Origin of the sequence: Pseudoalteromonas shioyasakiensis, from assembly GCF_001550135.1 — a bacterium.
Taxonomy (GTDB): domain Bacteria; phylum Pseudomonadota; class Gammaproteobacteria; order Enterobacterales; family Alteromonadaceae; genus Pseudoalteromonas; species Pseudoalteromonas shioyasakiensis.
The window spans coordinates 701,254-726,843 of sequence record NZ_LRUE01000015.1 but is presented as its reverse complement, the minus strand read 5'-3'; the positions used below and the strand labels follow the sequence as shown (position 1 = coordinate 726,843).

The window sequence follows — 25,590 nt, the reverse complement described above, 5'->3', positions numbered from 1 at the left end:
CGCTAAGTCATACTTAGCGCATTGCTCTCATCTTTTTTGGTATTTCACTGTCGTTACTAGTTATTTTTACTATCCTTTTTTCTAAGGGTGTTAATTAAACATAGTCAAAAATTATAGTGAAATACGTTGTTCATCCATCACATCAAAAAGAGCTTTTACACACAGTACCTTATGTTGCGGTAGGGGTATTGCTGCTGGCTGTTGTCTTACTACTTGAGCGATTAGGGCTTATTGCTGCTATTCCTTTTTATGTAGCAATGCATACGAGCGTCGAATTATTCTCAGTTGTGATCTCGTTTTTAATTTTTGCAATTGGTTGGAATACTTGGCATTTCACCAATAACTACAAACTGTTACTGCTCTCTTGTGCCATGTTGTGCGTTGCTATTTTTGATTCATTGCATTTCTTGGCTTTTGACAGCATGCATGAAGGCAATGCAGACATGAACTTGGTATTAAGTTTTTGGCTCATTGCTCGGTTATTTAATGGAGCTGCTTTTTTAATTATTGCAGCAGGGATTTGGGTTAAATATAAACCGTTAAATGCGCGCGCTTTACTTAGCTCTTTGTTGCTTGGTAGTTTGTTCATCGCAAGCACATTCTTTTACTTTCCTGATTTACTGCCAGAAATACACATCGAAGGAGTAGGCGGTAGCCATATTAAGTTTCTAATTGAGCTACTTGTTTTGGCGCTATACGGTGCCGCTGTTTTGATGTTTTCGACACAACTTCGTAAGCCCAGAACAAATTTAAATATTGCCGGTAAAACATTAGTTTGCCTATTAGCTATTTTAAGTGAGGCCTGTTTTGTGGTGTCTAATGATGTGTCGCATACCACCAACACCTTTAATTTTTTTGGGCATGTATATAAAGGGCTCACCTACTTTTTACTATATAAAATCCTCTTTGTTGAAACCGTCACTAAACCGTATGCAGCACTAGATAACTCCTCTAATCAGTTAAAAGCAACGCTCACCGCACTGCCAGACTCTGTTTTTGAGCTTGAAAAAGACGGTACTTTTCGCGAAGTCTTCAGTGATAACTCCGATAGCCATGTGTTTACTAAAGAGATGGTTGGGCAAAATATTAGCTGTATGTTTGAAAAATCTGATGCACAAGACTTTATGCGCACGCTAATGGAGGCAAAAAAATCAGCTGTGTGTTTGGTCAATACCTTACCCATTAGCGTAAATGGTTGGGTTATTCATTTTGAATTTTCGATTACCTTGTTTGAGCACGATAATGATGGCCCAACGTATTTAGTAAACGCCCGCGATGTGTCAGAAAAAGTTGGGCGTATGGCGGCACTTGCTCAGCAAAGTAAATTTAATCGGGGTTTATTACAGCTAACCGAAATTTCGTTTCAAGACGATCAAGATGTGTTGTTGAATTATGCAGTTAATCAAGCCCTCGAAATTACCAATTGCGATGGCGCAGCCTTGTTTATTTGTAACGAACAAAAGCAACATGATTATCGAGCCCAGAAAGGTAATGTTTTTGATGTGTGCACTGAAAAGTTACAAGGCAAAATTGCGGCTGGGCAAGCTGTCATTGTTAACCGAAAACATGCGAAAGAATACGGGTTACCTGGCGACTCTAACTCATTGTTAGTGGTGCCAGTGATACGCCATAGTCAGTGCCATATGGCCATTATTTTACAGCATCGAACTAAGGTGTTTAGTGTGCAAGATAAAAACATGCTAACGGTTTGGGCTGAGTCAGTGTGGCAATGGTTTCATAAAATTACTCTAAACAAACGCATGCACATACTGTCTCAAGCGGTTGAGCAAAATCCACACCCCATTATGTTTACCAATACAGATGCAAAAATTGAGTATATGAATCGCGCTTACCTCGATATGTGCCAGTACGAGTATGATGAACTAATAGGTCAGAGCCCGCATAAAATCAGTGCCGGACAAACTGAACCGGCTGTTTACCAAGCAATGTGGGAGCACTTAAAAAATCGAAAAGCCTGGGTGGGTGCTTTGGTTAACATGACTAAGCACGGTAAAGTGATTGTTGAGCAAACTACCATTTACCCATTAAAGGATCAGCAAGGGAAGGTGAGTAACTACATTTCGTTTCAGCATGATGTAACTAAAGAAGTCGAAAGTGAAACCCTCATACATCAACTTTCTTATTTTGATCAGCTAACGGGGCTTGCAAACCAAGACAAGTTGCAGATGGAATTTGAACAAACTATTAAGCTTCAAGCAGATACTAAAGCAGCCTTTATTTTAATTGGTTTAGACAACTTTAAGATTCTCAATAAAGCATTGGGGATGGCAAGTTGCAACCTAGTGTTACAAAGCTTGAGTGCGCGAATTTGTAACTTTATGGGGGAGGATATTATGGTTGCCCGGCTGCAAGGCGACCGCTTTGCATTTATTACGCCTTATACCTCCACCGGCGCTATAAATAAGAGCAGCCACGATTTATTAAAAGTGATCAGTGAGCCACTGACGATTAATGATGAACTCATTGTTGTTACAGCATCGGTCGGGGTTTCCCTGTTTCCGATGGATGGCAAAGAATTTGAGCCGCTATTGCAGATGGCCGAGTCAGCGATGTTTGAGGTTAAAAGGCAGGGTAGAAACAATGCGTTATTCTACGCCGAAGAAATGAATAAATCCGGGCTTAGGCAATTACAAATCATCAATGCCCTTAATTATGCCCTTGAAAATAATGAGCTTTATTTAGTTTTTCAACCACAAATAGATATTGCATCAGGCGCTGTGGTGGCTGTTGAAGTATTAATACGCTGGCACAGCGAAACATTAGGCAATGTATCACCTGCTGAGTTTATACCTATTGCTGAAAGCAGTGGCCGCATTAGTGAAATTGATGACTGGGTATTCGAAAATACCGTTAAAACAATTCGCCAGTGGCAAGACGACAACATGCCACCAATTACCTTTGCAATAAATCTATCTGCAACGAAGTTTGTCAAAAAACAGCTACTTGGCGATTTAATCTCTGTATTACAAACTTACTCTATAGAGCCTGAGTGTATTGAACTTGAATTAACGGAAACCATTGCCATTGGTAATCCTCAGTTTGCTTTAAGTACGATTACAAAACTGCGTGAAGCAGGGTTTAAAATGTCGATTGATGACTTTGGCACAGGCTATTCGTCAATGAATTATTTAAAAGATTTTGCTCTCGATAAGCTCAAAATCGACAAATCATTTATTGATGATTTAGAAACCCCCAGCGACGCTGACAAAGCAATTGTTAAAGCTATGATTGATTTAGCCAGCGCGTTAAATATGGAATCAATTGCTGAAGGTGTTGAAAGCGAGCAGCAACTGAACATACTTAAAGAGCTTGAGTGTTCTCAAGTACAAGGCTATTACTTCAGTAAACCCCTGCCAATTAAAGTGCTGTACGAATTTGTGACCGGTAAACAATCTAATTTGGCTTCAATTAGCAAGTTATAACAAGCTTATTTAAATCTGTTGTTGTCTTAACCTTTGCATATCTTTTTGCGGAGGCAGGCCAAATAAACGGCTGTACTCGCGACTAAATTGCGAAGGGCTTTCGTAACCAACCACACCACTTGCTTGACCAGCATCAAGACCATTGATCAGCATTTGATCGCGAGCTTCTTGTAAGCGTAAGGTTTTTAAATACTGCAATGGGCTGGTGCCAGTAATGGTTTTAAAGTGTTGGCGAAATGTTGATGAGCTCATATGCGCTTGTTTTGCTAACTCGTCAATTTGCACTGGGCGCATAAAGTTGGTTTTAAGCCAGCTCACAACTCTAACGATATGACTACTTGGTGACCCCTCTGATGCCAACTTTCTAAGGTGAGGTCCATGAGGCCCCTGTAAAAGGCGAATAACAATTTCTTTCATGAGTAATGGCTGTAAGCCGTCGCGAAGTGCGGGATTATATTCAAGCTCAAATAATCGAGTGAGTGCATCAGTTAAGCCTGCATCGATATTATGAATAGAAATCGGCTCAAACGTTTCGTTGCGTGATTGCTTAGGCAGTTTAAGTTCTGCGGCTGTTTGCAAAATTAAGTTGTAATCAAGTTTTAGCACCATGGCAACAAATGGCTGGTGGCGTGTCGCTTCGGTCACATGGGATACTACAGGTAAGTCGAAAGTGGTTAACATGGTTTGTCCACCAGAGCAGGGCAGTACACTGTTTTCAACTGAAAGCATTTTTGCACCTTGCAGCACCACCGCAAGGCTTAATGTGTAAATACAATGCAAGGGGTCGGTTGGTGCATTACGAATGTGCAATGTGAGCTCTGGTGTATGAGAGGTAATATCACCCGCTTTATTAGCGAATAACATAATCTTTTGCGCGAGTGGTTTAGCAATCTCTTGATGGTTGGTGTCTATCATGTTTAAAACTCACGGTTAGTTATCTTGGCTGTCAAATTTATTAAGCATATCTTGGCTACTAATTTGAGAGCCCATACGGCCACGATTCACGTACCTGTGAGAAAACGTTTTTGCGCCATTTGCCCGAACTAGCTTTTCAAAATCATCAATAAAATGCTGTTCGAATTTACTGTTAAAGGTATTAAATAAAATCACATTTTTACCTGAAAAGTCATTATTTTTTGCAAACTGCCAAATCGGTGGGGCAGGGCTATAAAGCCAAATAGGCGAGCCTAAATAAATGGTGTGATACTTTTCAAGGTTAATATTGCTCGGGGTAATTGTTGCTACGTTGCTTCTGGCATCGTTTAGAGCGGCTATCCAACCAGGAATACCTAGTTCGTAATCGGTAGCCGTTATCTCAAACAGCTCCGCGTTATGCTTTTGTGCTATGTGATCTGCTAAAACCCCAGTATTCCCAGAGCGAGAAAAAACCACGACGGCTGTTTTGGCATCAAGCGTGATTCTCGGCTCAGCACTGTGTAGACGTAAGCTGTTTTTAGCATGCTGTGATTTCTCAGTTTGTGTGACCCAAATGGAAACAGATAAAAGCCCTAATATTACAACTGCGAGTATTATAAATAGCCATTTAATCATTGTGTTAACTCCTAAAATCACAAATTCAAATCAACAAAAAAAGTAAGTTAGGCCAAGCATGAGGCCTAACTTCTTTGCTTTATGCATGCTCAGCTTACAAGTGCCTTTTTATAAATGCTTGGTTAAAAAAGGCAGTATTTGCTGCATCGCTAACGCAACTGGTTCAGGCTTATCGTACAGGTCATAGTGCGACCAATCTTCTAGTTCAACGAGTTGTCTGTCTTTTGATGCAAATGATTTTCCGTAAATTTCTTTACCGTCACGGTATGCACCAAATGCCCCTACTTTTTGACCAATTACAGCCATCATAGGTTGAGTCATTAATGTTTCGGCAAACGCGAAAGCATCCCAAGTGAGGGTTTTTTGTGCATGAGAAAATAACATACGTGTTGCGCCACCTTCGCTTTGACCACGCGGTGTTTTGTAGTAATCAGTCGCTTCGAAAACATCACGTTCAGTCAGGCCATTGTCGCGGGCAAACTCAATGCTTGGTGGGGGTAATTCGTTAACTTGTAAATCACCACCAAGTGCTTCAGCAGTACGTTGTGCTGCCATCGCTTCAAGTGAGCCTAGCGGGTTAAACTCGGTGAATGCTTCTCTGAAAAGACGACCTAAATTAACTGGCGTAATGCCGACAACGGCTTTTACGCGTTTTTCAGTCAGTGCTGAGTTAAATACATAAGCACCCCCACCACATACCCCAATGCTACCAATGCGCTCGTTATCGACATAAGGGAGTGTCACCGCATAATCAATAACATGGCTAATATCTTCAACACGTTGTGATGGGTTTTCAATAAAGCGAGGTGTACCGCCAGATTGACCTTGATAGCTGGCATCGAAGGCAATAACCACATAACCCGCTTCAGCAAGTGCTTTACCATATACACTACTTGAGGTTTGTTCTTTACAGCTACCAAATGGGTGAACACTGATCATGGTTGGGTAGGTTTTTGACTCATCAAAATTAGCAGGTGTTAAAACAAGTGCTGAGATAGCCCATGCCATATCGTGGTTTTTAATACTAACTGTTTGAATATTCATGTTTTTCTCCTAAATACCGTTTAGGTTTGAGCCCTGTGTGGGCTCATACGGATTAATAATTACAGGTTGCTTGTAAAGAAAGGGGTTAATACGCTGATGGCTTCAGTGATTTCACTTTCGCCATCGTATAGGTCCATGTGGTTTGCACCTTCAACGATGTACATTTTTTTGCTGCTTGATGCTGCACGTGCCATTAGGTCATCGCTCATCCACTTGCTGCCTGCATTGCTGCCGACGACGGTCAGTAATGGTTGCGTTAAAAATGCCTCAGCTTTAAAGAATGCATCATAAGTGATGATTTGATTTAAGCTGCGTGCAGTCGCAAAACCCGGTGCCGTGCAATAAGCTGCGCGGTCTGTGTGGTAGTATTCCCACGCTTGGCGAAGCTCTTCGTTTGGTGCATCTTCTTCTTTCAGCGGTGCCATTGGGATGGTCGCAATGTCGTTACCACTTGCATCCGATGTGCGAGAATCAGAGCCAGCTTGGATATATGGGATAGCGTCGCTGTCTTTTACATTGTTATCCCAGCCATTACGGAACATTTGGCCAATATTTACCATGCTTACTGTGCCAACGGCTTTAATACGGCGGTCGTTAATTGCAGCATTTGCGGTGTAACCTGCCCCTGCACAGATACCCATTGCGCCAATGCGATCATTATCTACATAAGGTAAGGTCGTTAAGTAATCGATTACTGCACTCACATCCTCGGTACGAACATGTGGGTTTTCAAGTTGGCGTGGCTCGCCAGTGCTTTCACCTTGGTAAGATGCATCGTATGCAATAGCGACAAAACCTTGCTCAGCTAGTTTACGTGCGTAAGTCCCTGCTGTTTGCTCTTTAACACCACCACCTGGGTGCGATACGACAACGGCTGGGTATGTTTTCGTTTCATCAAAATCAGCAGGTAAATTTAATAAGCCAGCGATAGTAATATCTAAACCGTTAGTGTTTGGAAAAGTAACTTTGTTCATGAGCGTAAATTCTCTTTGGGTTAATAAGTAATGACAGAGACTATTCTCGATTGCAGAGCTGTTTGCTTTGCGTCCTTGATTGAGATTAAGTATAGAAGTCGGCTGAAACGAATGTTTGCCTAAAATGACAGGGTGTTTGTCTAAAATGCCGAAAAAGCCCTATGGCAGGCAATCGGAAAATGACCAGAATAGATTAAGAATTTACTTAATCGCTTGAAATGGTGGGGTTTGCAGGGTGTTTAGAGTACTTGTTCTACATGATGATAATGATGAGATTTTATTTCTAAAATCGAAATGCCGCTTGCTTTATAAGTATAAGGCTCGCTATGAAGCTATTATTGCCTATTTTTATTGCTGTAAGCCAATTAATAGGCAGTGTAACGACGTTTATTTTTTAAATTGGCTGGCAAGCTCTGCAAGCGACACTTCAGCAAAACGTTTTAATAACAGTGCTTCTGCATCATCCATTGCGTTTTGCAGGGCGCTGTTAACTGCATGCTCGATAGGGCAGTTGCTGTGCTCATCGGTTAGACCAATTACAAACAGGTTCTTTTCGCCAAGCGCTTGGTGAATATCAAATAAGGTGATGTCTGTTAAGGGAGTGGCCAGTAGCCAGCCGCCATTGTGACCTTTAATTGCCGATACATAACCTGCTTGACGCAGTAACGCCATAGTACGGCGCACAACCACAGGGTTGGTCATTAACATGTTTGCTAATGTGTCTGATGTAACAGGGTGGCTGTAACTGTTTAAATGGATCAGCACATGTAAAACCCGTGATAGTCGGCTGTCTTTTCTCATCTTAAATCGTCAATATGCGTTTTTTGCAGTGTATCACGAACTGCTTAATATTGACTGTTTGAATTACCAAGCTAATGCTCACTAAGCCAATGCCAAGCCAGCCAATTTGCTGAAATTGCTCATTTAAAATCACAATAGCCAGTATGGTGGCGATGATAGGCTCAAGTAAAGTAATGAGCACGGCTTGGCTAGCCGCTATGGTTTTTAAGCCAATACTAAATAGCCAATAACCTAAAAACATCGGTACTATGGCCATGTAAAGCGCCACGCTGGTATTGGTAACTGTGGCAAAAAGCGCATCTCCAGTGATTAATAACGAAGGCAAGAGTACACATGCAGCGCCACCAAATAGGCTTGCCATGGTCGCTCTTGAATGAATGCCGTAGCTAATTAAGCGTTTGGCAACCCATGAATAACCCGCATAGGTAAGCCCTGCAATTAAGCCAAGTAAAATTCCGATGTTTTGGCTAAACAGCCCCTTAGCAGCAAGGTTATGCTCTTTACCTAACGCGATTAAGCTAATGCCTACTGCACCAAAGCAAAAGCTCACTAGCCAGCGAGTTGCAATAGGCTTTTTCTCAATTAAGTATTCCAATAAGACGGTAAATAAAGGGGCGCTGGCAATCGAAACAACAGTGCCTATTGCCACACCAGCGCTATTCATTGAGGTATAAAATGCCAGCGGATAAATAGCAACACAGGCTGAGCCTAGTAGGGTTAGGTGGTAATGCTTACGCAATGTACTAGTATTGTTTATTAGCTGTTTTATTGAGGTTAGGCAAAGTAATACCCCGCCAAATCCCATCGCAAACGCACCTATTGCAAAAGGGCTAATGTCTGGTGCAAAGCTTGCGGCTGTACCAGTTGTGCCCCAAAACACACTGGCAACTAAAACGGCAATGGTCGCGATGGTATGGTTCATTGGTGATTCGCTTTAAATTTAAGATATCAAAAGCATAATCAAAATCAATGCACAATTTTTGACAAAAAGGACGGTTTTGTTGGCGTTTAAAACTAAAGTTATTTTTTGAATTTACTTGGTGATAAACCAAAGTACTTTGAAAAACTACGGCTAAAAGATGAAAGCTCATTGTAACCAACTAACTCACTAATACGTTGTAACGGATAGTCGGTATGACTGAGTAAGGCTTGGGCTTTTTCCATTCGCTGTTTGGTTACATAGTTCATGACAGTCAATCCGGTTTGTTGCTTAAACAGCAGCTTAAATTGCGTTGGGCTTAAACAGGCAATGCTGGCAAGGTGTTTGATTTGAAGAGGAGTACCTAAGTGACTGTCAATATAAAGCAAGGCCTCGCTAATACGGCTGTCGACCTTAGGCTGCATAATTTGCTCAGCTAACAGCAAATTGAAGGTGTTAAACATGGCAAGTTCTAATTCACGATTAACCGCTTGCTCAAGTTGCTTTGCCACAAACTGCAAAAATGCCCAAAGTGATTGATTAATTGCAAACACGCAGCGCTCAGCAGTGGCTAGGTTACTTGGTAGCTTTGGCATATCGGCCACCACAAATCGCGCCTCTGGCATTGCGGTAAACAGGTGTGTTTGCGAGGCTTTGACAACCACGCATTCACCGGGGGCGACTTTACCTTGAAAATCACCGACACTAATAGCAATCACACCTTTTAAGGGCAGTACAAGTTGATGATAGTCATGGCTATGACTAACAGGCTTAGTACTGTAAGAGCGGATAGATAGATTGCCTTGCATCATTTTGTGATAACCGTTTGCTGAATAACGCTATTATGCCTGTTTGCGAGGGATGATCAATTTTAGGCCATTAACGGGGTTAGCACATGCTCGTAGGCAATCATTAGTGCGACATAAACCAACAAAATAGCCATCAGCTTATTAAACACATTAAAAACACCCGGCCGTGATACTTGCTTGCCAAGCATTAAGCCCGCTAACGAGTAACTTGTAGGCGCACCAAAGGCAAGAATGGTTAAAATAAGAGACCAAAATACGATTGCAGCGCCGGTAATATCTGCGCTTGGGAACTGAATCGTAGCAATTGGCAAAGTGGCCACCAAGGCTTTTGGATTTAATAGCTGCATAAACAGGCCATCGAAAAAGCTAAGTGAGGCATCCGCTGAGGTATCACTCACCTGTACTTTTGCTTTTGCGACCTTCCAAGCAATATACAAAATATAGCCGCAACCAATTAAGCTCACATAAGGCAAAAATTGCGGGTTGATCACTTGTAAGCCAAGGTAGCTAAGCAGCACAAATAAGATAAACATCGCGCTACCCACGCCGATAAAAAACCCAAGGTGTGAACGTGTTTGTTTATTTAAGCCACTGCTTAAACCGAGTAAATTGATTGGCCCAGGGGTGTACATAATGCCAATAGCATATGCAAAAATATCTGCCATAACAGCTCCAAATCAGTAATTTAGCTCTATCTACGAGCCCATTGCAGTTGAAATTGTTTTGGTGTCATACCGAATACTCGTTTGAAGTTACGATTGAGGTGACTGGCATCTGCAAAGCCAGATTCAACCGCCACGCTGGTGGCATCGCGGCCAACTTGTAACGCTCTACGGGCATAATTAATACGACAGTTCAAAACATATTGATGTGGAGTAATACCGAAGTGCTCGCGAAAGCGGCGGATAAAATGAAACTTCGACATAGTGGCAGCATGGGCAATGTCATCAATAGCAATGTCATTGTCGATATTTGCCAAAATATAGTCTTTTGCGCGCAGAAGTAAGCTATCAACTCGGGTGCTTAAAGTCGGTAAATCAAGGCTGCCGTTGAGCCTTACTAAAGATTGCGCCATTTGCAATACTGCAGCTTCTCGCTCTATTTTGCTGGTGCTATTGGTTTGTAAAAGCCTTGATAAGTGAATCACTTGATTACGCAGTAATGGATCAGCATACAAGGTGTTTGCCATACGTAATGTACAATCTTGCTGATATCCTAGCGCTTTGAACAAAGGCTGAAATTCATCGGGATGAATATACAGCATTAGATACTCTAGGTTTTGCTCAGTGCCAGAGTGACCATCGTGAATATCTTCAGGGTTAAACAAAATAACATTGCCAGGTACGCTTTTATAAAACGCATTACGACAAAAGAAATCTTGCCGCCCCTGTAGAGTAATGCCAATTGAATACTCTTCGTGAGCATGCTTTGCATAGGTAAAATCACTCATAGTCGCAGTCAACATCGAGATGCTCTGATGCTGTTCGTTGTTGATGTACTTAAAGTGATTGTCTTTGCTCACAGATGCTCCTGAAGGTTGTGCGCTTCGTTATTATTCCTACGCCAATATAGCGAAGCAGGCAACCTAAAAACTTGAACAAAATTGCTGATATTGAAAAAAAGAGGTTTATTTTTTGCCTAAATAAAATCAAGCAGTGTCGATTCTTTTCATAATTTTTCAATGGTTTATAAAAAATGACTATCAGAATTTTCTTATATTTTAATTCAGTGTGAATGTTTTTATCCCTAACTGAGGTCTTTTAAACAAGCAGTAGAGAGGGGTTTAAATGAATTTACGTACATCAAATAATTTAGTGATTGCACTTATCACCATCAGTTTTTCGTTATTGGGTTTGTCTTTTATCTTGGGAGCAAACCCCAATGCCATTGGCAGTATTTTTTCGTTCTATAAATTAGACGCTCAGGTGCCAGCTCACATCATGAGTATGATCGCAGGCTTTGCTTTTTGCTTTGTTGGCATTACCAGCCTTCATTCACATTTGGGGTTTATCAATAGAGCGCTTCCGACCATCACTGCATTTTCTATATCAATGCTCTGTTTGATTACGCTGTTTGGCGCTAATCGTTGGCTTGCAAGTGAAGGAGGCTTTCCTGTGATTGGTTCAGGGCAGGGGATCATTAAGTATTTTGCTGTTATTCCACTGTTTTTATTTGTGTTTTACAAAGAGGCTTTAAGTGATAAAGCGCATATTGCTTTAAATTATGCATCGGTGGCATTAGTGTTGGTTTGGATTGGCGCCATGAAGTTTTTTGCTTTTGAAGCGAAGGGGATTGTAACACTTGTCGAAACATCGCCGTTTATGTCGTGGTTATATCAGGTTTTTAGTGTGCAGGGTGCATCGAATGTAATTGGTGTGTTTGACATTGTCAGTGTGCTGTTGCTTTGTGTTGGCTTGTTGATTAAAAACAACAAATTAATAGTATTGGCAGGGCTTGCCTGTTGCGTTGTTTTTATCATGACACAAACATTTTTAATTACCGCACCGAATGCGCTTAGCAGTTCGACGGTTTTAGCAGGACTTGGTCAATTTGTGATTAAAGATCTGTGGTTTATTGCAAACTTAGTGATTATTTATCACCTAGCTGTAATCAATAATACAGCCAACGAAACAGTCGCATAAAATAAAAAAGGCCTCAAAAGAGGCCTTTTAAATGATCACTAAACAACTACAACGGCTTTTTGCTTTTGAACTTTAGAAAACTCAAGCGCATCGTTGAGATTGTTAAATTCAAAGTCTGTAGGTTCTTCAACATTTAAAGTACCCGACGCAATGTCATTAAGGAGCTTTTCGCCATCACTTACAAGACGTTGCCATTGCTGTGTATCACCATAATCGTGTAATGCGCCAAGGGCAATTTCATGATAAGAAATAGTGCGTGTGAATGGCTCATCGACTGGGGTTTCAATACGCCCTAAAATACTGATCACATGACCATTTGCTTGTAGGAGTGGCACTAACTTTTTAGCTTCTTCAGGGCCATTAGCATCAAAGAGTGCAAAGTAGCCACCCTCAGAAGGCGCGTCGCGTAATACTAACTTAACGCCAAGCTTTTCTGCTTGCTCTGAAGTTAAGCTTTTTGATAATGCATGAACTTCAAAGCCACTGTGGTTCAGCATTTGCGTCAGCAGTTTATTAACAGCTCCCATGCCGGTAACTAATACTTTTTCGCCTTTGCGTAGTGGTATTTTGCTAAAGGCTTGCCACGCAGTAAGCAGTGGGCAAGGCAATGCAGCAGCAACATTAGCAGCTAACTCTTTTGGTAATTGCATAACACGTTCAGCATAAAGAACCGAGTGCTTAGCAAAGCTGCCGTTTTCACTTAAGCTATGATGATAAGCGACTGTTTTACCAATTAGTTTGGTATCTACGCCATCGCCTACCTGCTCAACAACCCCAGCACCGTCTACGCCAGGTGTGTGTGTATCTGGCCAATTAATAGGATCAGCTTGAATAAACTTCCAATCAACTGGATTGATACCAATCGCAAGGTTACGAACTAAAATTTGCCCTGCTTTAAGTGCTGGTACAGCTTTTAATCCCAAAGTGAGCGCTTTATCAGCACCTTGAAATTGCCAAGCATGAGTTGTTTTTACTTCATCATGATCCCAGTCAGGAGCAAAGTCCGGGTTTGCTTGCCTGTCGCCGCAGCTAAGGGCATCAATTTGATTAATCTCGTCTTGGCTTAAGCTAAGCGAAAGGGCTTTTAAGTTGGTAGCCATATTTTCGCGTTTGGTCGATGACGGTATCGTCACCATGTCATGCGCTAATTCCCAAGCAATGACCACTTCAGCAGTGCTTACTTGGTGTTTGTTTGCAATCGCTTTAATGGTTGGATCTTTAAGTACTTTACCTACCGCAAATGGCATATAGCCGGTAACGAGAATGTCGTTTTGCGTACAAAAATCACGTACCTTTTGGTTGGTTAGGTAGGGGTGTACTTCTACTTGATTGGTAAATAACGCGCCTTTTGGCAAAATACTTAAGGCTTCTTCCATTTGTGCAATGGTAAAGTTTGAAACACCAATTTCTTTAGTCAAACCAAGCTCTTTTGCTGATTGTAACTCGGTTAAATACTCATCCATGCTTTCGCCATTGGCAGGGCTTGGCCAATGAATAAGCAGTAAATCGACGTAATCTAGTTGTAGTTTAGTCAGGCTCTCTTTTACGCTGTTAATAAAGTCCGTTTTATTTAACTTATCATTCCATACTTTGGTGGTAATAAATAACTCACCACGTGCAACACCACTGTCTTTAATCGCTCGGCCAACAGCTTCTTCATTACCGTATATTTGCGCGGTGTCGATGTGTCTAAAGCCCTCTTCAATAGCTGTTAGCACACTTTGATATGCAACTTCGTCTTGTAATCTAAATGTACCAAAACCCAGTTTTGGCATAATTGATTGTGACATCATAACTCCTTAATTATGGAACTTGGGCAAAACATGTTCGCCGATGTGCTTTAATGCCCATTCGATGGGTAATTCGTTACGTCTAAAGTGCAGGCCAATGTGATTCACACCGGCATTTTTCATTGCCTTTAGTTATGACATGAGTCCGTTAATGCTTGTTTCAACCCCTAAGAAGGGATGATTGAATAGCGATATTATTGCTAGGAAAGTCTTTGCGAAAAACAGCAGGGATAACAAAACACCTTTGTCATTTTTGCAAAGGTGTTTTAATCGTTATGAATTAGCTTCTTCTTTTGAAAGGGTAAAGTATGCGCGAGTGACTGGGTAGGCAATTTGTGAAATCAGTGCTGTGCCCCAAAGTAAGTTGCCAATGAGCGAAGGTACATGGGGTAAAATGAGAATGGTAACTAAAGCGAGTATAACGCCAAACATTCTTACTTTAGCTGTTGCAAAACGATGGGCTACGCGGTGTTCGATCATTAACTGGATCCACAATAAACTCAATAAGTAGCCTGCTAACCCTACACAGCCAATGACACCATATTTAAGTGGGTAAGGTTGCCAAAACCCAGCTTTCACTTCGCCGGCGAGTGCAACGCCAACCATAACTGCACATAACATTAAAAATAGGTGTGCTAACCACCAACTTACGAGTGTCCATTTATGCTGATTTTTAGGTTTACCATTGCCAACAAAGTCAAAGTAAATCCAGCATTGCACAAATACTGCAATACCGCCAAACATAAAGTTAGCTAGTACAGAGGGGTCGACTTTATAAATTCCTTTTTCTGATAAAGTAATCACCAATTTAAAGAAACCTTCGCCTACGACAATGAGCAGTAAAAGGGCAAAGCGCTCAGACATATGCCCAAGGCGTGGTAAAAAACGTTTATTTTCAAGTACACCAATTTTTGGAGCCATATATAAAACTTGGATAGCGGCAATCGCAGTGCCAAATACCCAATAACGATAGGGTGCAGGCATAAAAGCTGTGGTCGCAAAGATAATGGCAAGAGCAAAGTAGTTACGGCTCACAGTGCGTGCTAATTTTGTTGATTCGATCCCCAATTGATTGGTGCGATGAAATAAATACGCTGTAATAAGTCGGTTTGCGGCATAGGCCAATGCAAAATATGTCCAGCCTTTGTCAAGTACATGGGGAATAGAGGCTGCCATAACCATGGCGGTGACAATTTGGCAGGCCATGATCAGCCGATGTTTTACATCGGTACTGACATAGAGTGAGTTAAAAACGCTGGAGTCAGCCCACGCGAACCATACGGTGATGAATAAACCTGCAAAAGTAAGAAAACCACTTAAATGTAAGTGGTCGCTTAAAAAATTACCTAGCAGAAAAATGATTACCACATGGATAAGGTCATAAAATAATTCAACCCAATGAACATGGTCATGTGAACTTTTTAAATCTAGGTGATGCTTAGGTAAGCGCCACATTGGGTGGTTTTCTAATGCCATAATTGATCCTACCTATTTGCTCTCAACAATAATTGCAGTGATGGTGGTTTCACCCTCATTTTTGACTTGATGAGTCCATGCGTCATGCCACATCACATAGCCATTGGGGATCTCGAGTGTTGTTTGTGACTCTTTTGTACTGATGGTTGCCTTTCCACCTGTCTCAAAGTAGACAGTTTCAGCATTATGCTTATGCCAATTATCTTGCTCACCAGGTGCTAAAGTCATACGCAAAACAAGTACTTCACTGTTATCTAGCAATACTTCATAGTGATTAGGTGAAGCAATATGTGCATGGGGGAGTTGTGCTGAAAAGGCATGTGGTGAGCACATCATTATGCTCACCAAGCCAATCAGCAAAGTTGTAAATTTGCTCATGGCTACTCTCTATTTATGCATACCGCGAATTGGGTAGTTATTTTTTGGATCGCGTATCCAGTTAAGTCCACTTACCAAGGTTGCTAAATCAGGTCTTACAAATGGGTTATTAGAATAATCAACCACATGTACATTACCTTGCTCGTTAACCACAAACAGTGCAGGCTCTGCGAAAGGGTGATCTGTTTCTTGCGGTGAACGGGGATCAGATATGTAAGTACCTAATGCTTGCATTTGCTCTGTAGTCAAACCGTAAGCAAGTGGAAATGACACAGATAACTGTTCTAAATGCGCTTCTAACTGCTCTTTGCTATCACCTGAAACAGCAATTACATCAACTCCCGTTTCTAATAGCGCAGCTTTGTACTGCTCGAGGCTATTTAAATAGCGAGTACATAAAGGGCAATGCTTACCACGATAAACAACAACAAGCTGCCAGCTTGCACCGTGTTGAGGTTGACCAAGAACAGCCTCTTCACCATTCAATAGTGCAGCACTAATACTAGGAAAAGCACTGCCCGGATGAAGTTTATTGCTATAAATAGATTCGTTACTCATGAGTGCTCCTTAAAAGTTCTCGTTTAAGTGTTTTTCAAAGCGCGCAAAGTCGCTCTCGATGTCTGCATTTTTCATCACGTCATAACAGGCGAAAGTAGGTAACGCTTGCATACCGAAAAACTTAAAGTTCATATGCATTGGGAAAACAAGGTCATCAACACTTTTACCTTCAAAAAAGTCAGTGGCATCTGCAAATGATTCTGCAGGTGCATTTAAAGTCAGCGACATCATATATTGAGTGTTATTTAAGGTTCCGCCTTTACCGTAATTGGCTTTTGGATTGTCTTGATGGCGACCATCACCATGGCAAAGCGCTCCACCCATGCCCGCGGTGTACACTTCATCCATGTATTTTTTGAATGACCAAGTCATGCCCATCCAATTAATAGGTGATTGCAAAAAGACGATATCTGCCCATTGATGGTTCTCAAGTTCAGTTTCTACATCAAATTCGTCTTGTGTATTAACCACACGAGTTTGATAGCCTTTTGCTTTAAAAAAAGCGTCGGCTTTTTCGATTAAAGCAGCATTTAACTTACCTTCAGAAAAAGGGTAATAGTGATGTGCGTTAAGAATTAATACGTTTTTCATAGTTGAGTATCCGTTTGCTAATTACTTTATCGTGTTCAAAATGTATTCTGTGGTATATAATAGTAACCTAGATTATTTAATCAACCAGTCACCTTTTTGTAACTAGTCTGAAAAATGCGAGGATGTTTTGGAAAGTTCAGTAGAAACAGATAGTAAGGGTAGAAAAAAAGTTTTAAATGCTTGCATGGAGCCGTGTGCAATTGAAAAAGGCATGCGTTTGATTGGCGGTAAATGGACGGGATCTATTATCTATCATTTAAAAGATGGCCCTGTGCGTTTTAATGATTTAACGCGTATGCTGGGTGGTGCAAGCAAAAAGATGATCGACCAACGTCTAAAAGAGCTTGAAAGTAGAGCGATGATCACCCGTCATGTTATTAGCACCCGCCCGATAGCGGTGACCTATGAGCTTACTGACTTTGGCCGCTCAGCACTGCATATTCTCGATGAGTTACGGGTTTGGTCTGAATCGAATGAGATTTAATTAGCTTAGAGAGGGCAGGGAATGCATAAGGCACAATTTGGAGAGGTTGAATCAATTAAAAAGCCACCTCATTATGAGGCGATTCATCAACTTGCGCTTGATATTGTTAATGCTCCAAATAAACAACAAGAGTGGGCGGCGTACAATAAAATAAAAGAAATATGCGACAAGTTTGCAGGCACACCGCTTGATCATCCGTTTCAATGGGAAACGCTCGCTGACTTTACCTATCAAAAGCCAGAAGTTGCACTTAGCTATTATTTCAAGGCGCTAGAGTTAGCAATGCTATTCAAACTAGAGGATTATTTAGCGTCGATTAATTTTGCGATTGCAGAGAATTACCTAGAGAAAGCCGATAAGGCCCAAGCGCTAAATTTTGCTAATACAGCTTTAACTTTCGCGGAACAAGCAGCAGATGATGAATTACAGTTAGAAATTAACGAACTGATCCTCGAAGCTAATTCCTTGCCTTAAAATTATTTATAAAAAAGCCAGCGCTATGCACTGGCGTTTATCAATTATGGAAAAGAATAGCGCACAATCCGTTTTACAACAGAAAAGTACTGGCGAAAGAAGCCGCCGGTATTGTAGTGAACACCGTGCTCTTTAAAGATAGCTTGCACCTTAGGGGCAATTTCGCGGTAGCGTTTTGCAGGTAAATCTGGGAATAAGTGATGCTCTATTTGATAGCTCAAGTGCCCAGTCATTACATGAAACAGGTTACCCCCTTTGATATTTGATGACCCCAACGCTTGGCGGTAATACCACTGACCTTGTGATTCATTTTCGCAGTCTTGCTGGTTAAATGTTTCAACTTCACCGGTAAAATGCCCGCAAAAGATAATGGTTGAGGTCCACAGGTTACGTAATAAATTAGCCGCTAAGTTGCCCGCCAAAACCCACAAAAATAAAGGCCCAGCAATCAACGGAAAGAGCAGGTAGTCTTTCACTAGCTGGCGTGCCCCTTTACTAAAAAAGCGCTTTTTCAGTTCGCTATGCGGTACTTTGTAATCGCGGTCATCTTTTTTCTTGCCAAAAAATACTCGCTCGGCTGCCATTTCATGGTACGACACACCCCATTGGAACAGCACACTGAGCAATAAGTAAGTGACAAATTGCCATAGGTTTTTTACTCGCCAACGAAAGTCATTCGATAAGCGCAGTAATCCATAACCGAAGTCGCGATCTTTACCAATAATATTGGTATAGGTGTGGTGTTCGTAGTTATGAACGCGGTTCCAACTAGCCCCATCGCACGCTATATCCCACTCGTAAGACTTTGAATTTATGTATTTATCATTCATCCAGTCGTATTGGCCATGCATCACATTGTGGCCAATTTCCATGTTATCGAGGATTTTTGCTGTGGCTAAACTAAGCACACCCACGAGCCATAAAACAGGCTGAATAAAGCCTAGCATTAATAAAATTCGGCCACTCCATTCAAACACTCGCTGGCAAACAATAACGCGGCGAATGTATTTTGCATCTTGCTCACCGAGTTTTGATTTTACATCTGTTTTAACGCTATCGAGTTGAGCTGCTAATTTTTCAAAATTGACTGTTTTTGTTGTCTTCATGCTGATAACTCCACGTCACTGACTGGTTGCGATATACAAAGTTGAATTAACTGCTCTGAGCTATCAGAGAGCTCACCGGTGCGAATATCACGTACGATGCCTTGCTTTTTAACGCATTGGCATTGATGGCAAATTCCCATACCACAGCCAACTGACACCGGCTGTTCATTCGCTTGTAAGTGGGACAGTAAGGTTTGTTGGTTATCAATCGTGAATGTTTTGCCCTGATGAGTGAGTGTTAGTTCGTGCTTATCAGAGGTTGCTAAAACTGCAGGGACTGCACTGAAATGCTCACTGTCGATAGGCGTATCTAATTGCTTAGCTAAAGCGGCTGCTTGCTTATACAAAGCAGCTGGGCCGCACACTAACCAGTGTTTATGCGCATTTTTTGTCAGCCATGTCGTCGCATCGCCATCTTTGTTGCGCTCAAGTAAGTGATAATCAAAATTGCTCAGTGATTGCTTTAGTTGCTCAAGCTCATCTTTAAGCCAGTGGCTGTTCGGCTTTGCATAGTAAAGCAGGGTTATAGTGTGTTTGCTATCTGCAGGTAAAGATTTAAGCATGGCTATAAATGGCGTAATGCCTGAGCCACCGGCAAGCATGATTAAAGAGCGCGCGGTATTTGGTATAACAAACTGGCCTTTAGGCTCAGAAATATTAAGCCATTGCCCTAGCCTCAAATTTATTAGCTTTGATGTAAATGCGCCGAACTCTTGGCTGCGGATCAATAAACGAATTTGTCGCTGCTGCCTTGCCAATTGTGGTTCGCTTGCGATTGTAAATACACGCGTTAGCATTCGACCATTCGTTTGGATTGTTAACGCAATGTGCTGGCCTGCTTGATGAACTGGCCATGTTTTCTCTGGCTCTATAATCAACTCAACGCTTTGTTCAGCAAACACCTGTACATGTTTTACTTGTGCACGAAAGTAGCCTTCGCGCCAGCCTGGTTTAAAGCACTGAATCACAGGCTCCCAGTATCCTGCCCATGACTGATGATGCAATAAATGTTTTGATAATGAATTTAATAACGCTCTCATTTTTCGCCTTTAGCTTACAAGTGTACGCTCACCTGGCGCGCAAGTGTAAGCTGAAAAGTGATAATTGCAAGCCTAATTTGAGTATTAGCTCTAAATTGAAAGGGCTTAACCTTGCTTTTAGGGGGTTATATTTAATGAAAAAAGAATGGATTAATTTTCTTTTTTTATTTAATTCAAGGTTATATGTTTATTTTGTTTAGTTTTAATTATCATGCATCTAGGGAAGGGAGTTTTGAGCTCTTTTACAAGAAGTATTAAAAGGGCTCGTTAATTTCGGCTAATAATTAAAAACAGCTTTAGCCTTTTTGCTCTGAAGCTCTGCCACCGGCTCTAGTGGCAAAGCTTAATTTACAGTTCGAGGTGTAATATGGGGATATTCGTTGGTTTGTGAGCCAATTCAATCTAGTTAATTCTTATGCAAACATTATCCCATCTGAATCTTGTTTAAAGTTATTCTGAGTTTCAACTTTACGCCATACTTTTTCGTGGAAGTAAAACGCAACAGTGTTCACAGCTGGCTCAACAATAGCAACCAAGCCGCCAATTAAAAAACTACCGGTTAAAAAGTAAGTCACTGTAAAAGCGATTGCGAAGTGCATCATTGCAAAAGTAACTGTCTTAATCATTTTGAATACCCTAACTCTCATAATTTGATGAGTTTAGTATTGCTCATTATTTTCAATCTTTAAAATGGAATAAAAAGATTGTTGCAATCGAAAAACTGGATTTTAATTTTCACTGTAATGTTCAGAGAGTTTTATTTCAAAGTCTACGAACTCAAATAGAAGTAGATGGTGAGAGTTGTTCGTAAATATGCATGTCAGTTGGGGCAATAAACTGGGTATTGCTTGCGATAATGTAAGGTGGATCTTGAGGGCTATAAAGAGTAGTAAGCTTATATAATTAAATGACTTAAGTTTATTTTAAGTTTAAACAAGTACAGTAAAGTTTCGCTAATAAGTAAACAAGATAATTTAAGATAGCTCATTTTTTGTTTTAGATCATTACAGCAAGAGCGTTCAAAGGATAGCGTAATTGTGAGTCTATATCACGTATAAATTTAGCAGTTATCTGAACGCGTTTTACGAAAGGGGCATTATGAAGATTAAAAATACAACGACTCATTACAGTTCGTTCTCGATTGTATTGCACTGGCTTATGTTTATTTTAATCGTGACAGTGTTTGGCAGTATTGAATTACGCGAGTTATTTGATAAAGGCACTGAAACCCGCGACGCTTTTAAAATGTGGCATTTTATGTTGGGTTTATCTGTTTTAGCTCTAGTAGTTATAAGGTTAGTGGCGCGTGTGCTGGCAGGCTCAACGCCTGCAATAAAACCTGAGCCTGCAATGTGGCAAAATACATTAGCCAAACTTGTGCACCTAGCGCTCTATGTCTTCATGATTGCAATGCCAATAGCAGGTTGGCTGATATTGAGTATGGCTGGTAAACCAGTGCCATTTTTTGGCTTAGAGCTACCTCCATTAGCAAGTGAAAATAAAGATCTTGCTAAAACTATCAAAGAAATACACGAGACTGTGGGTGAAGTAGGTTATTACTTAATAGGCTTGCATGCCGCAGCTGCATTATTCCATCATTACATTTTGGCTGATAATACCTTAAAACGTATGTTGCCTTTAAAAAAGTAAAGTTTAGTTAGGTCACCATAGATAAGCCTTGAAATCCTATACTCGGATTTATTAGGGCTTGCTCATGACGCAACGAGGCTACTCATTTTTTTCTCGATTTTCACTTTAAGTATTTCGTAACACAGCAATGAAACTTATCTGTGTTACTAACCATTCGTTATCATCAAGCCAAGTTAGTGTTGGGTCAAACACTAACTTGGAAACGCATGAGTACATCAAAACCTCAATTCATCAGAGATTATCAACGCGCGAGTAAATCACCCTAGGTCAATAAGGTACGGAACTATACTTGTGTGAAAGTGTTGTTTAAAACAAAGTTTGGAGTTCTGAGTTAACGTCCTGGTTTTTAACCTCTCTTTGTACCCATTCATCTTAATGTACTATTAATAAGCAATTATATTTGTATTATGATAAAAATTACTCAAATCTTGAGTTCATAATCCAAAGGAACATACCTAATGTGGTTTACTAATCGCAAACTGTTATCCGAAAATATTTATTTAAAAGAGCAGGCTGCTGAATACGAAAATATAAAGCATGAGCTCAAAGAAGAGATGTTGTATTTTCTGCTGAACAAAAATAGCACCATCATTGAAGTAAATGAGCGATTTGCAGCAGCGCTAGACCTTCAAGCGAATGATCTAGTTGGTAAAAACTTAAATGATTTGCTCTTAAAAAAATCAATTAATAAACCCCACACACAAAAATTACTCTCGGCAATAAATAAGTTAAACCATTGGCACGGCGCCTTACAATTACAAACTAATACAGGTCGTGAACTGTGGCTCAGGAGCATTTTACAACCAATAAATGGCGAACTTGCCGTGTATTCAGCTGAACTGACAAGAACTATATCTCAATCAAGAGAGAAAGAAGATATGCTTACTGCTCTCAGTCGCTCTTCTGCTGTGATTGAATTTAGCCTGGATGGCATAATACTCAATGCTAACGATAACTTTTTGAAAGCCATGGGGTACTCTCAAAATCAAATATTAGGAAAGCACCACAGCATGTTTTGTGATCCACATGAAGTTGAATCGAGTGCTTATAAACAGTTTTGGTCTGAGCTGAAGCAAGGGCGCTTTATTTCAGACCGTTTTAAAAGGATTGATAGCCACGGTAATGAGGTATGGCTTGAAGCCTCATATAACCCAATTCATGACGACAATGGTGATTTATATAAAGTTGCTAAGTTCGCGACTGTCATTACAGAACAAATGAAAAGAGAGCAAGCAATCTCACAGACTGCAGAGATTGCTTACGATATTTCAAAGCAAACAGACGCAGATGCAGAAAACGGTTTAGAAGTTGTTAAGCAAACAATATCAACGATGAAAGCCCTCTCTAAGAAACTCGAAACAGCCAGTGAAGGTATCAATAAATTAGATGTACAGTCAGCTAAAGTAGCTGACTTGGTCGATAGTATTAAAGGTATTGCAGACCAAACTAATCTTCTTGCTCTCAATGCTGCAATAGAAGCTGCAAGAGCTGGAGAGCAAGGACGCGGTTTTTCTGTTGTGGCTGATGAAGTGAGGCAGCTTGCTTCAAGAACGAGTGCCGCTACTGAGCAGATAATAGGTGTCGTGACGGAAAATAAAGTACTAACACAAGATGCGGTAACTCAAATTGAATCTAGTCTAGTAGAAGCAAAAGATGCATTAGAGTTATCTAATAGCGCAGGAAGTGTAATCGATGATATTCAAAAAGGTGCTAAAGAAGTGGTTGAGGCCGTCAGTCAATTTAAAACGAATCTTTAGTAAAGGGTTATCGAATAAAGGAGTAGTTGTTCAGGGGAAGATCACTATAAAATTATATTCACATGAAGGTTTAGGGTGTCTAATCAATGTATAAAAGGATTTTGAAAGGACTCTTGTTTGGCATATTAGGCTACACAAGTACTATGTTTGGAATGTCATATAGAAGTAGTGAGCAGTTCATTTTAGCTCAAAAACGCTGCTTAAATGGCATCTTAGAGTCTTGTTTATCAGATAGTGATAAAGCCACACTACTTGCTAGTTGGTCACCTTATAATTTGTACTATTTAATTGTTTTAATCATTAGCTTTGCAATACTAATATTGCTAGATGACATAATGAAATTTGTGTCACTTGCATATAGCAAGGCAAATTAAAAGCGCTGACAAAACCAGTTGCTTTGCTCTTGCCTGACAAACCGCATGTCACAAAGACTTGAATATCACGTAACTTAAGGAATCTGAACATGGATGACCCTATTGAGAACTTAGATAAAATCGATATCGTTGGAGAAAGAAAAGATGGTGGTGTCGATTTGGTTATTGTATTGTCAAGTGCACTAAGGGATTGTGAGTATCACGAACAACTTCTGAAAACTAAGATTCAAAGTTATACGGATACCATCTTCTCCGATGAGTGGATATCCAAGTATGGTCAGGGTAATAGCGATATTTATATCAAAGCCCAAGTAATGCCTGAACAAGAAATTATTAATCTAATTGGTGCAATTAAAAAACACCTAAAGGAATTCAATATTGATTTGTGGTTGGAAGTTGCATAACAAATTAAAGCTGCGTATTGCTGTAGCCTTTTCGCATTCCGAATAAGCAGAAAAATATGTAACTCGCACTATCAAATTCTTATGCATCTAGGGACAGACCAAATGGGCGCAGACATTGAACTAAATATCAGCTTCAGGTTCTTGGCTCTTTCAGAAGAGTTAGTAAGCGAAGCTAAATTAAGCCTTAAAGTCTCTTCAGTGCTGATATAACAATTAAAGAGTATAAACGTAGTTGCTTTAAATCACCATTTGGGTAAAAGTAGCCCTAACAATCTAATAAACAAGGACAAAAAACAGTTTGCTGTTTTGGCTCCTCAACATTTAGCAAACAATTTTTAGCCCCTTATCGAAGCCTTGATACTTATGGAAGATTTCTGCACTTGTCTCGAAAATTAAAGTTTGTAACTGCAATATCACAGATGACTGAAAATGGTGCCTCCATTAATGGTGGTTTTAATCATTTCAGAGGTGAGGCTATATTCACGTCCACTTTGAATACGTGTTATTTCGAAGACAAAACTCTCGTTAAGATCAAAGGCGGAGGTTTAAATGGTAGCAACTATAAATGCTCTAATTCTGGTGAGTTTTACAGAGTAATGAAATTTGATAGGTTGTAATAAACTCGTATATAAAAAATTATGTCGCCCGCAAGCTGATTAGGACACAAGGAAAGTATGAAGATTGTTTTTAAATTTATTGGATTGATTTGGACTATTTCTTTTCTTTCGTTTTTTGTTCTATTCATCTACGTGGGAATTGGAGGTGAAATATCTCCTTTAGTTCAAGAGTATGTGATCTACTCTCAGACAGTTTTATCGTCTTTTTTCACTTCAAACTGGTTTTATGTTGTTTTTGTAGTTGGTTGGTTTGGAGTTTGTTATGGACTAGGAAAAGAAAGTGGCTGGCAAAACTTAGCTAAAAGATACAGAAAAAATAATGACTGGGGTTTAGAAGAAAGCTTCCGAATTGGAAGTGGGTATATTGGTAAAATACGACATAACGGAATCTTAAAGGTTGCAGCAAATAACAGGGGGCTTTATTTAAGAGTGCTTTTTCCCTTTAAGTTTGGTCATAAAAACCTGTTTATTCCCTGGCAAGAAATCTCGGCTGTTACATTAGAAAGTGGTTTGTTTTCAGAAAGTACTCCGGGCTTTCTGAAGCGTATGGCTAAACCAGTTTCAAAAACTGAGTACTTAAATATTCAACTACATGAGTTCCCAAAGCAGCGTTTAACTATTCAAAGTTATGAACAATTAATTCGCTATATTCCAAAAACCTTGAGAGGTAGTGCAGAGCAAGTGGTTTAAAAGCAACCTCTTTAGTCG

General features: G+C 40.4%; 25 protein-coding genes and 1 pseudogene. 8 read left to right on the top strand and 18 right to left on the bottom strand.

Annotated elements, in window-relative coordinates:
• The first annotated feature begins 116 nt into the window (after positions 1-116).
• Positions 117-3,443 carry an EAL domain-containing protein gene (locus tag PASHI_RS12480; RefSeq protein ID WP_062565854.1) on the top strand — a complete coding sequence of 1,109 codons (3,327 nt, stop codon included), beginning with the start codon at positions 117-119 and terminating at the stop codon, positions 3,441-3,443.
• Positions 3,444-3,452: 9 nt separating this feature from the next.
• Here the strand turns inward: PASHI_RS12480 and PASHI_RS12475 are convergent, their stop codons facing one another.
• The 9 genes from PASHI_RS12475 to PASHI_RS12435 all read right to left on the bottom strand — a co-directional run bounded on the left by PASHI_RS12475 (position 3,453) and on the right by PASHI_RS12435 (position 11,063).
• The gene (locus PASHI_RS12475; protein ID WP_062565853.1) at positions 3,453-4,358 is read right to left on the bottom strand and encodes an AraC family transcriptional regulator; all 906 of its coding nucleotides are present in this window, start codon (positions 4,356-4,358) and stop codon (positions 3,453-3,455) included.
• Between the two features lie 15 nt (positions 4,359-4,373).
• The gene (locus PASHI_RS12470; RefSeq protein ID WP_062565852.1) at positions 4,374-4,994 is read right to left on the bottom strand and encodes a flavodoxin family protein; all 621 of its coding nucleotides are present in this window, start codon (positions 4,992-4,994) and stop codon (positions 4,374-4,376) included.
• 108 nt (positions 4,995-5,102) lie between these two features.
• Entirely contained in the window at positions 5,103-6,038 is a 936-nt protein-coding gene (locus tag PASHI_RS12465; protein WP_062565851.1) for an alpha/beta hydrolase, read from the bottom strand.
• A 59-nt stretch (positions 6,039-6,097) separates the two neighbouring features.
• A complete protein-coding gene (locus tag PASHI_RS12460; RefSeq protein WP_062565850.1) occupies positions 6,098-7,012 on the bottom strand; it encodes an alpha/beta hydrolase in 915 nt (304 codons plus the stop codon).
• 387 nt (positions 7,013-7,399) lie between these two features.
• Complete coding sequence (locus tag PASHI_RS12455; RefSeq protein ID WP_062565849.1) at positions 7,400-7,813, bottom strand: Rrf2 family transcriptional regulator; 414 nt, start codon at positions 7,811-7,813, stop codon at positions 7,400-7,402.
• Between the two features lies 1 nt (position 7,814).
• Positions 7,815-8,735, bottom strand: a complete 921-nt coding sequence (locus PASHI_RS12450) for a DMT family transporter (RefSeq protein WP_062565848.1) — start codon at positions 8,733-8,735, stop codon at positions 7,815-7,817.
• A 98-nt stretch (positions 8,736-8,833) separates the two neighbouring features.
• Positions 8,834-9,544: a helix-turn-helix domain-containing protein gene (locus tag PASHI_RS12445; RefSeq protein WP_244269396.1), complete on the bottom strand. Its 711-nt coding sequence runs from the start codon at positions 9,542-9,544 to the stop codon at positions 8,834-8,836.
• A gap of 59 nt (positions 9,545-9,603) precedes the next feature.
• Complete coding sequence (locus PASHI_RS12440) at positions 9,604-10,206, bottom strand: LysE family translocator (protein WP_062565847.1); 603 nt, start codon at positions 10,204-10,206, stop codon at positions 9,604-9,606.
• Positions 10,207-10,232: 26 nt separating this feature from the next.
• Complete coding sequence (locus PASHI_RS12435) at positions 10,233-11,063, bottom strand: AraC family transcriptional regulator (protein ID WP_062565846.1); 831 nt, start codon at positions 11,061-11,063, stop codon at positions 10,233-10,235.
• A gap of 265 nt (positions 11,064-11,328) precedes the next feature.
• Between PASHI_RS12435 and PASHI_RS12430 the strand changes: the two genes are divergently transcribed.
• Positions 11,329-12,183: a DUF417 family protein gene (locus PASHI_RS12430; protein WP_062565845.1), complete on the top strand. Its 855-nt coding sequence runs from the start codon at positions 11,329-11,331 to the stop codon at positions 12,181-12,183.
• A gap of 38 nt (positions 12,184-12,221) precedes the next feature.
• On the opposite strand, the gene PASHI_RS12425 is transcribed toward PASHI_RS12430, so the two are convergent.
• From PASHI_RS12425 to PASHI_RS12400, 6 genes and pseudogenes are all read right to left on the bottom strand, one after another.
• A complete protein-coding gene (locus tag PASHI_RS12425; protein ID WP_062565946.1) occupies positions 12,222-13,106 on the bottom strand; it encodes an alcohol dehydrogenase catalytic domain-containing protein in 885 nt (294 codons plus the stop codon).
• 60 nt (positions 13,107-13,166) lie between these two features.
• Positions 13,167-13,973: pseudogene (gene dkgB, locus PASHI_RS22255) on the bottom strand (2,5-didehydrogluconate reductase DkgB); the annotation flags it as partial.
• A 273-nt stretch (positions 13,974-14,246) separates the two neighbouring features.
• Positions 14,247-15,449, bottom strand: coding sequence for a low temperature requirement protein A (locus PASHI_RS12415; RefSeq protein WP_062565844.1), 1,203 nt, complete (start codon positions 15,447-15,449; stop codon positions 14,247-14,249).
• A 12-nt stretch (positions 15,450-15,461) separates the two neighbouring features.
• The gene (locus PASHI_RS12410; RefSeq protein ID WP_062565843.1) at positions 15,462-15,827 is read right to left on the bottom strand and encodes a cupin domain-containing protein; all 366 of its coding nucleotides are present in this window, start codon (positions 15,825-15,827) and stop codon (positions 15,462-15,464) included.
• Between the two features lie 9 nt (positions 15,828-15,836).
• Positions 15,837-16,385, bottom strand: a complete 549-nt coding sequence (locus tag PASHI_RS12405) for a redoxin domain-containing protein (protein WP_062565842.1) — start codon at positions 16,383-16,385, stop codon at positions 15,837-15,839.
• Positions 16,386-16,394: 9 nt separating this feature from the next.
• A complete protein-coding gene (locus tag PASHI_RS12400; protein WP_062565841.1) occupies positions 16,395-16,976 on the bottom strand; it encodes an NAD(P)H-dependent oxidoreductase in 582 nt (193 codons plus the stop codon).
• 127 nt (positions 16,977-17,103) lie between these two features.
• On the opposite strand from PASHI_RS12400, the gene PASHI_RS12395 reads away from it, so the two are divergent.
• Both PASHI_RS12395 and PASHI_RS12390 read left to right on the top strand, forming a co-directional pair.
• The gene (locus PASHI_RS12395; RefSeq protein ID WP_054553546.1) at positions 17,104-17,460 is read left to right on the top strand and encodes a winged helix-turn-helix transcriptional regulator; all 357 of its coding nucleotides are present in this window, start codon (positions 17,104-17,106) and stop codon (positions 17,458-17,460) included.
• Between the two features lie 21 nt (positions 17,461-17,481).
• On the top strand, positions 17,482-17,934 hold the full coding sequence (locus tag PASHI_RS12390) for a hypothetical protein (RefSeq protein WP_062565840.1): 453 nt from the start codon (positions 17,482-17,484) through the stop codon (positions 17,932-17,934).
• A gap of 44 nt (positions 17,935-17,978) precedes the next feature.
• On the opposite strand, the gene PASHI_RS12385 is transcribed toward PASHI_RS12390, so the two are convergent.
• The 3 genes from PASHI_RS12385 to PASHI_RS12375 all read right to left on the bottom strand — a co-directional run bounded on the left by PASHI_RS12385 (position 17,979) and on the right by PASHI_RS12375 (position 20,706).
• A complete protein-coding gene (locus tag PASHI_RS12385; protein WP_062565839.1) occupies positions 17,979-19,040 on the bottom strand; it encodes a fatty acid desaturase family protein in 1,062 nt (353 codons plus the stop codon).
• Complete coding sequence (locus PASHI_RS12380) at positions 19,037-20,080, bottom strand: flavin reductase family protein (RefSeq protein WP_240701542.1); 1,044 nt, start codon at positions 20,078-20,080, stop codon at positions 19,037-19,039. Before PASHI_RS12380 ends, PASHI_RS12385 begins: the two co-directional genes overlap by 4 nt.
• A gap of 413 nt (positions 20,081-20,493) precedes the next feature.
• Complete coding sequence (locus PASHI_RS12375) at positions 20,494-20,706, bottom strand: DUF2061 domain-containing protein (protein ID WP_062565838.1); 213 nt, start codon at positions 20,704-20,706, stop codon at positions 20,494-20,496.
• A 472-nt stretch (positions 20,707-21,178) separates the two neighbouring features.
• Between PASHI_RS12375 and PASHI_RS12370 the strand changes: the two genes are divergently transcribed.
• The 4 genes from PASHI_RS12370 to PASHI_RS12350 all read left to right on the top strand — a co-directional run bounded on the left by PASHI_RS12370 (position 21,179) and on the right by PASHI_RS12350 (position 25,572).
• Positions 21,179-21,730 carry a cytochrome b gene (locus PASHI_RS12370; RefSeq protein WP_062565837.1) on the top strand — a complete coding sequence of 184 codons (552 nt, stop codon included), beginning with the start codon at positions 21,179-21,181 and terminating at the stop codon, positions 21,728-21,730.
• Between the two features lie 458 nt (positions 21,731-22,188).
• A complete protein-coding gene (locus PASHI_RS22465; protein ID WP_062565836.1) occupies positions 22,189-23,487 on the top strand; it encodes a PAS domain-containing methyl-accepting chemotaxis protein in 1,299 nt (432 codons plus the stop codon).
• A 463-nt stretch (positions 23,488-23,950) separates the two neighbouring features.
• On the top strand, positions 23,951-24,265 hold the full coding sequence (locus tag PASHI_RS12355; protein WP_054562606.1) for a DUF6572 domain-containing protein: 315 nt from the start codon (positions 23,951-23,953) through the stop codon (positions 24,263-24,265).
• 674 nt (positions 24,266-24,939) lie between these two features.
• Positions 24,940-25,572 carry a hypothetical protein gene (locus PASHI_RS12350; RefSeq protein WP_062565834.1) on the top strand — a complete coding sequence of 211 codons (633 nt, stop codon included), beginning with the start codon at positions 24,940-24,942 and terminating at the stop codon, positions 25,570-25,572.
• Positions 25,573-25,590: the final 18 nt, after the last annotated feature.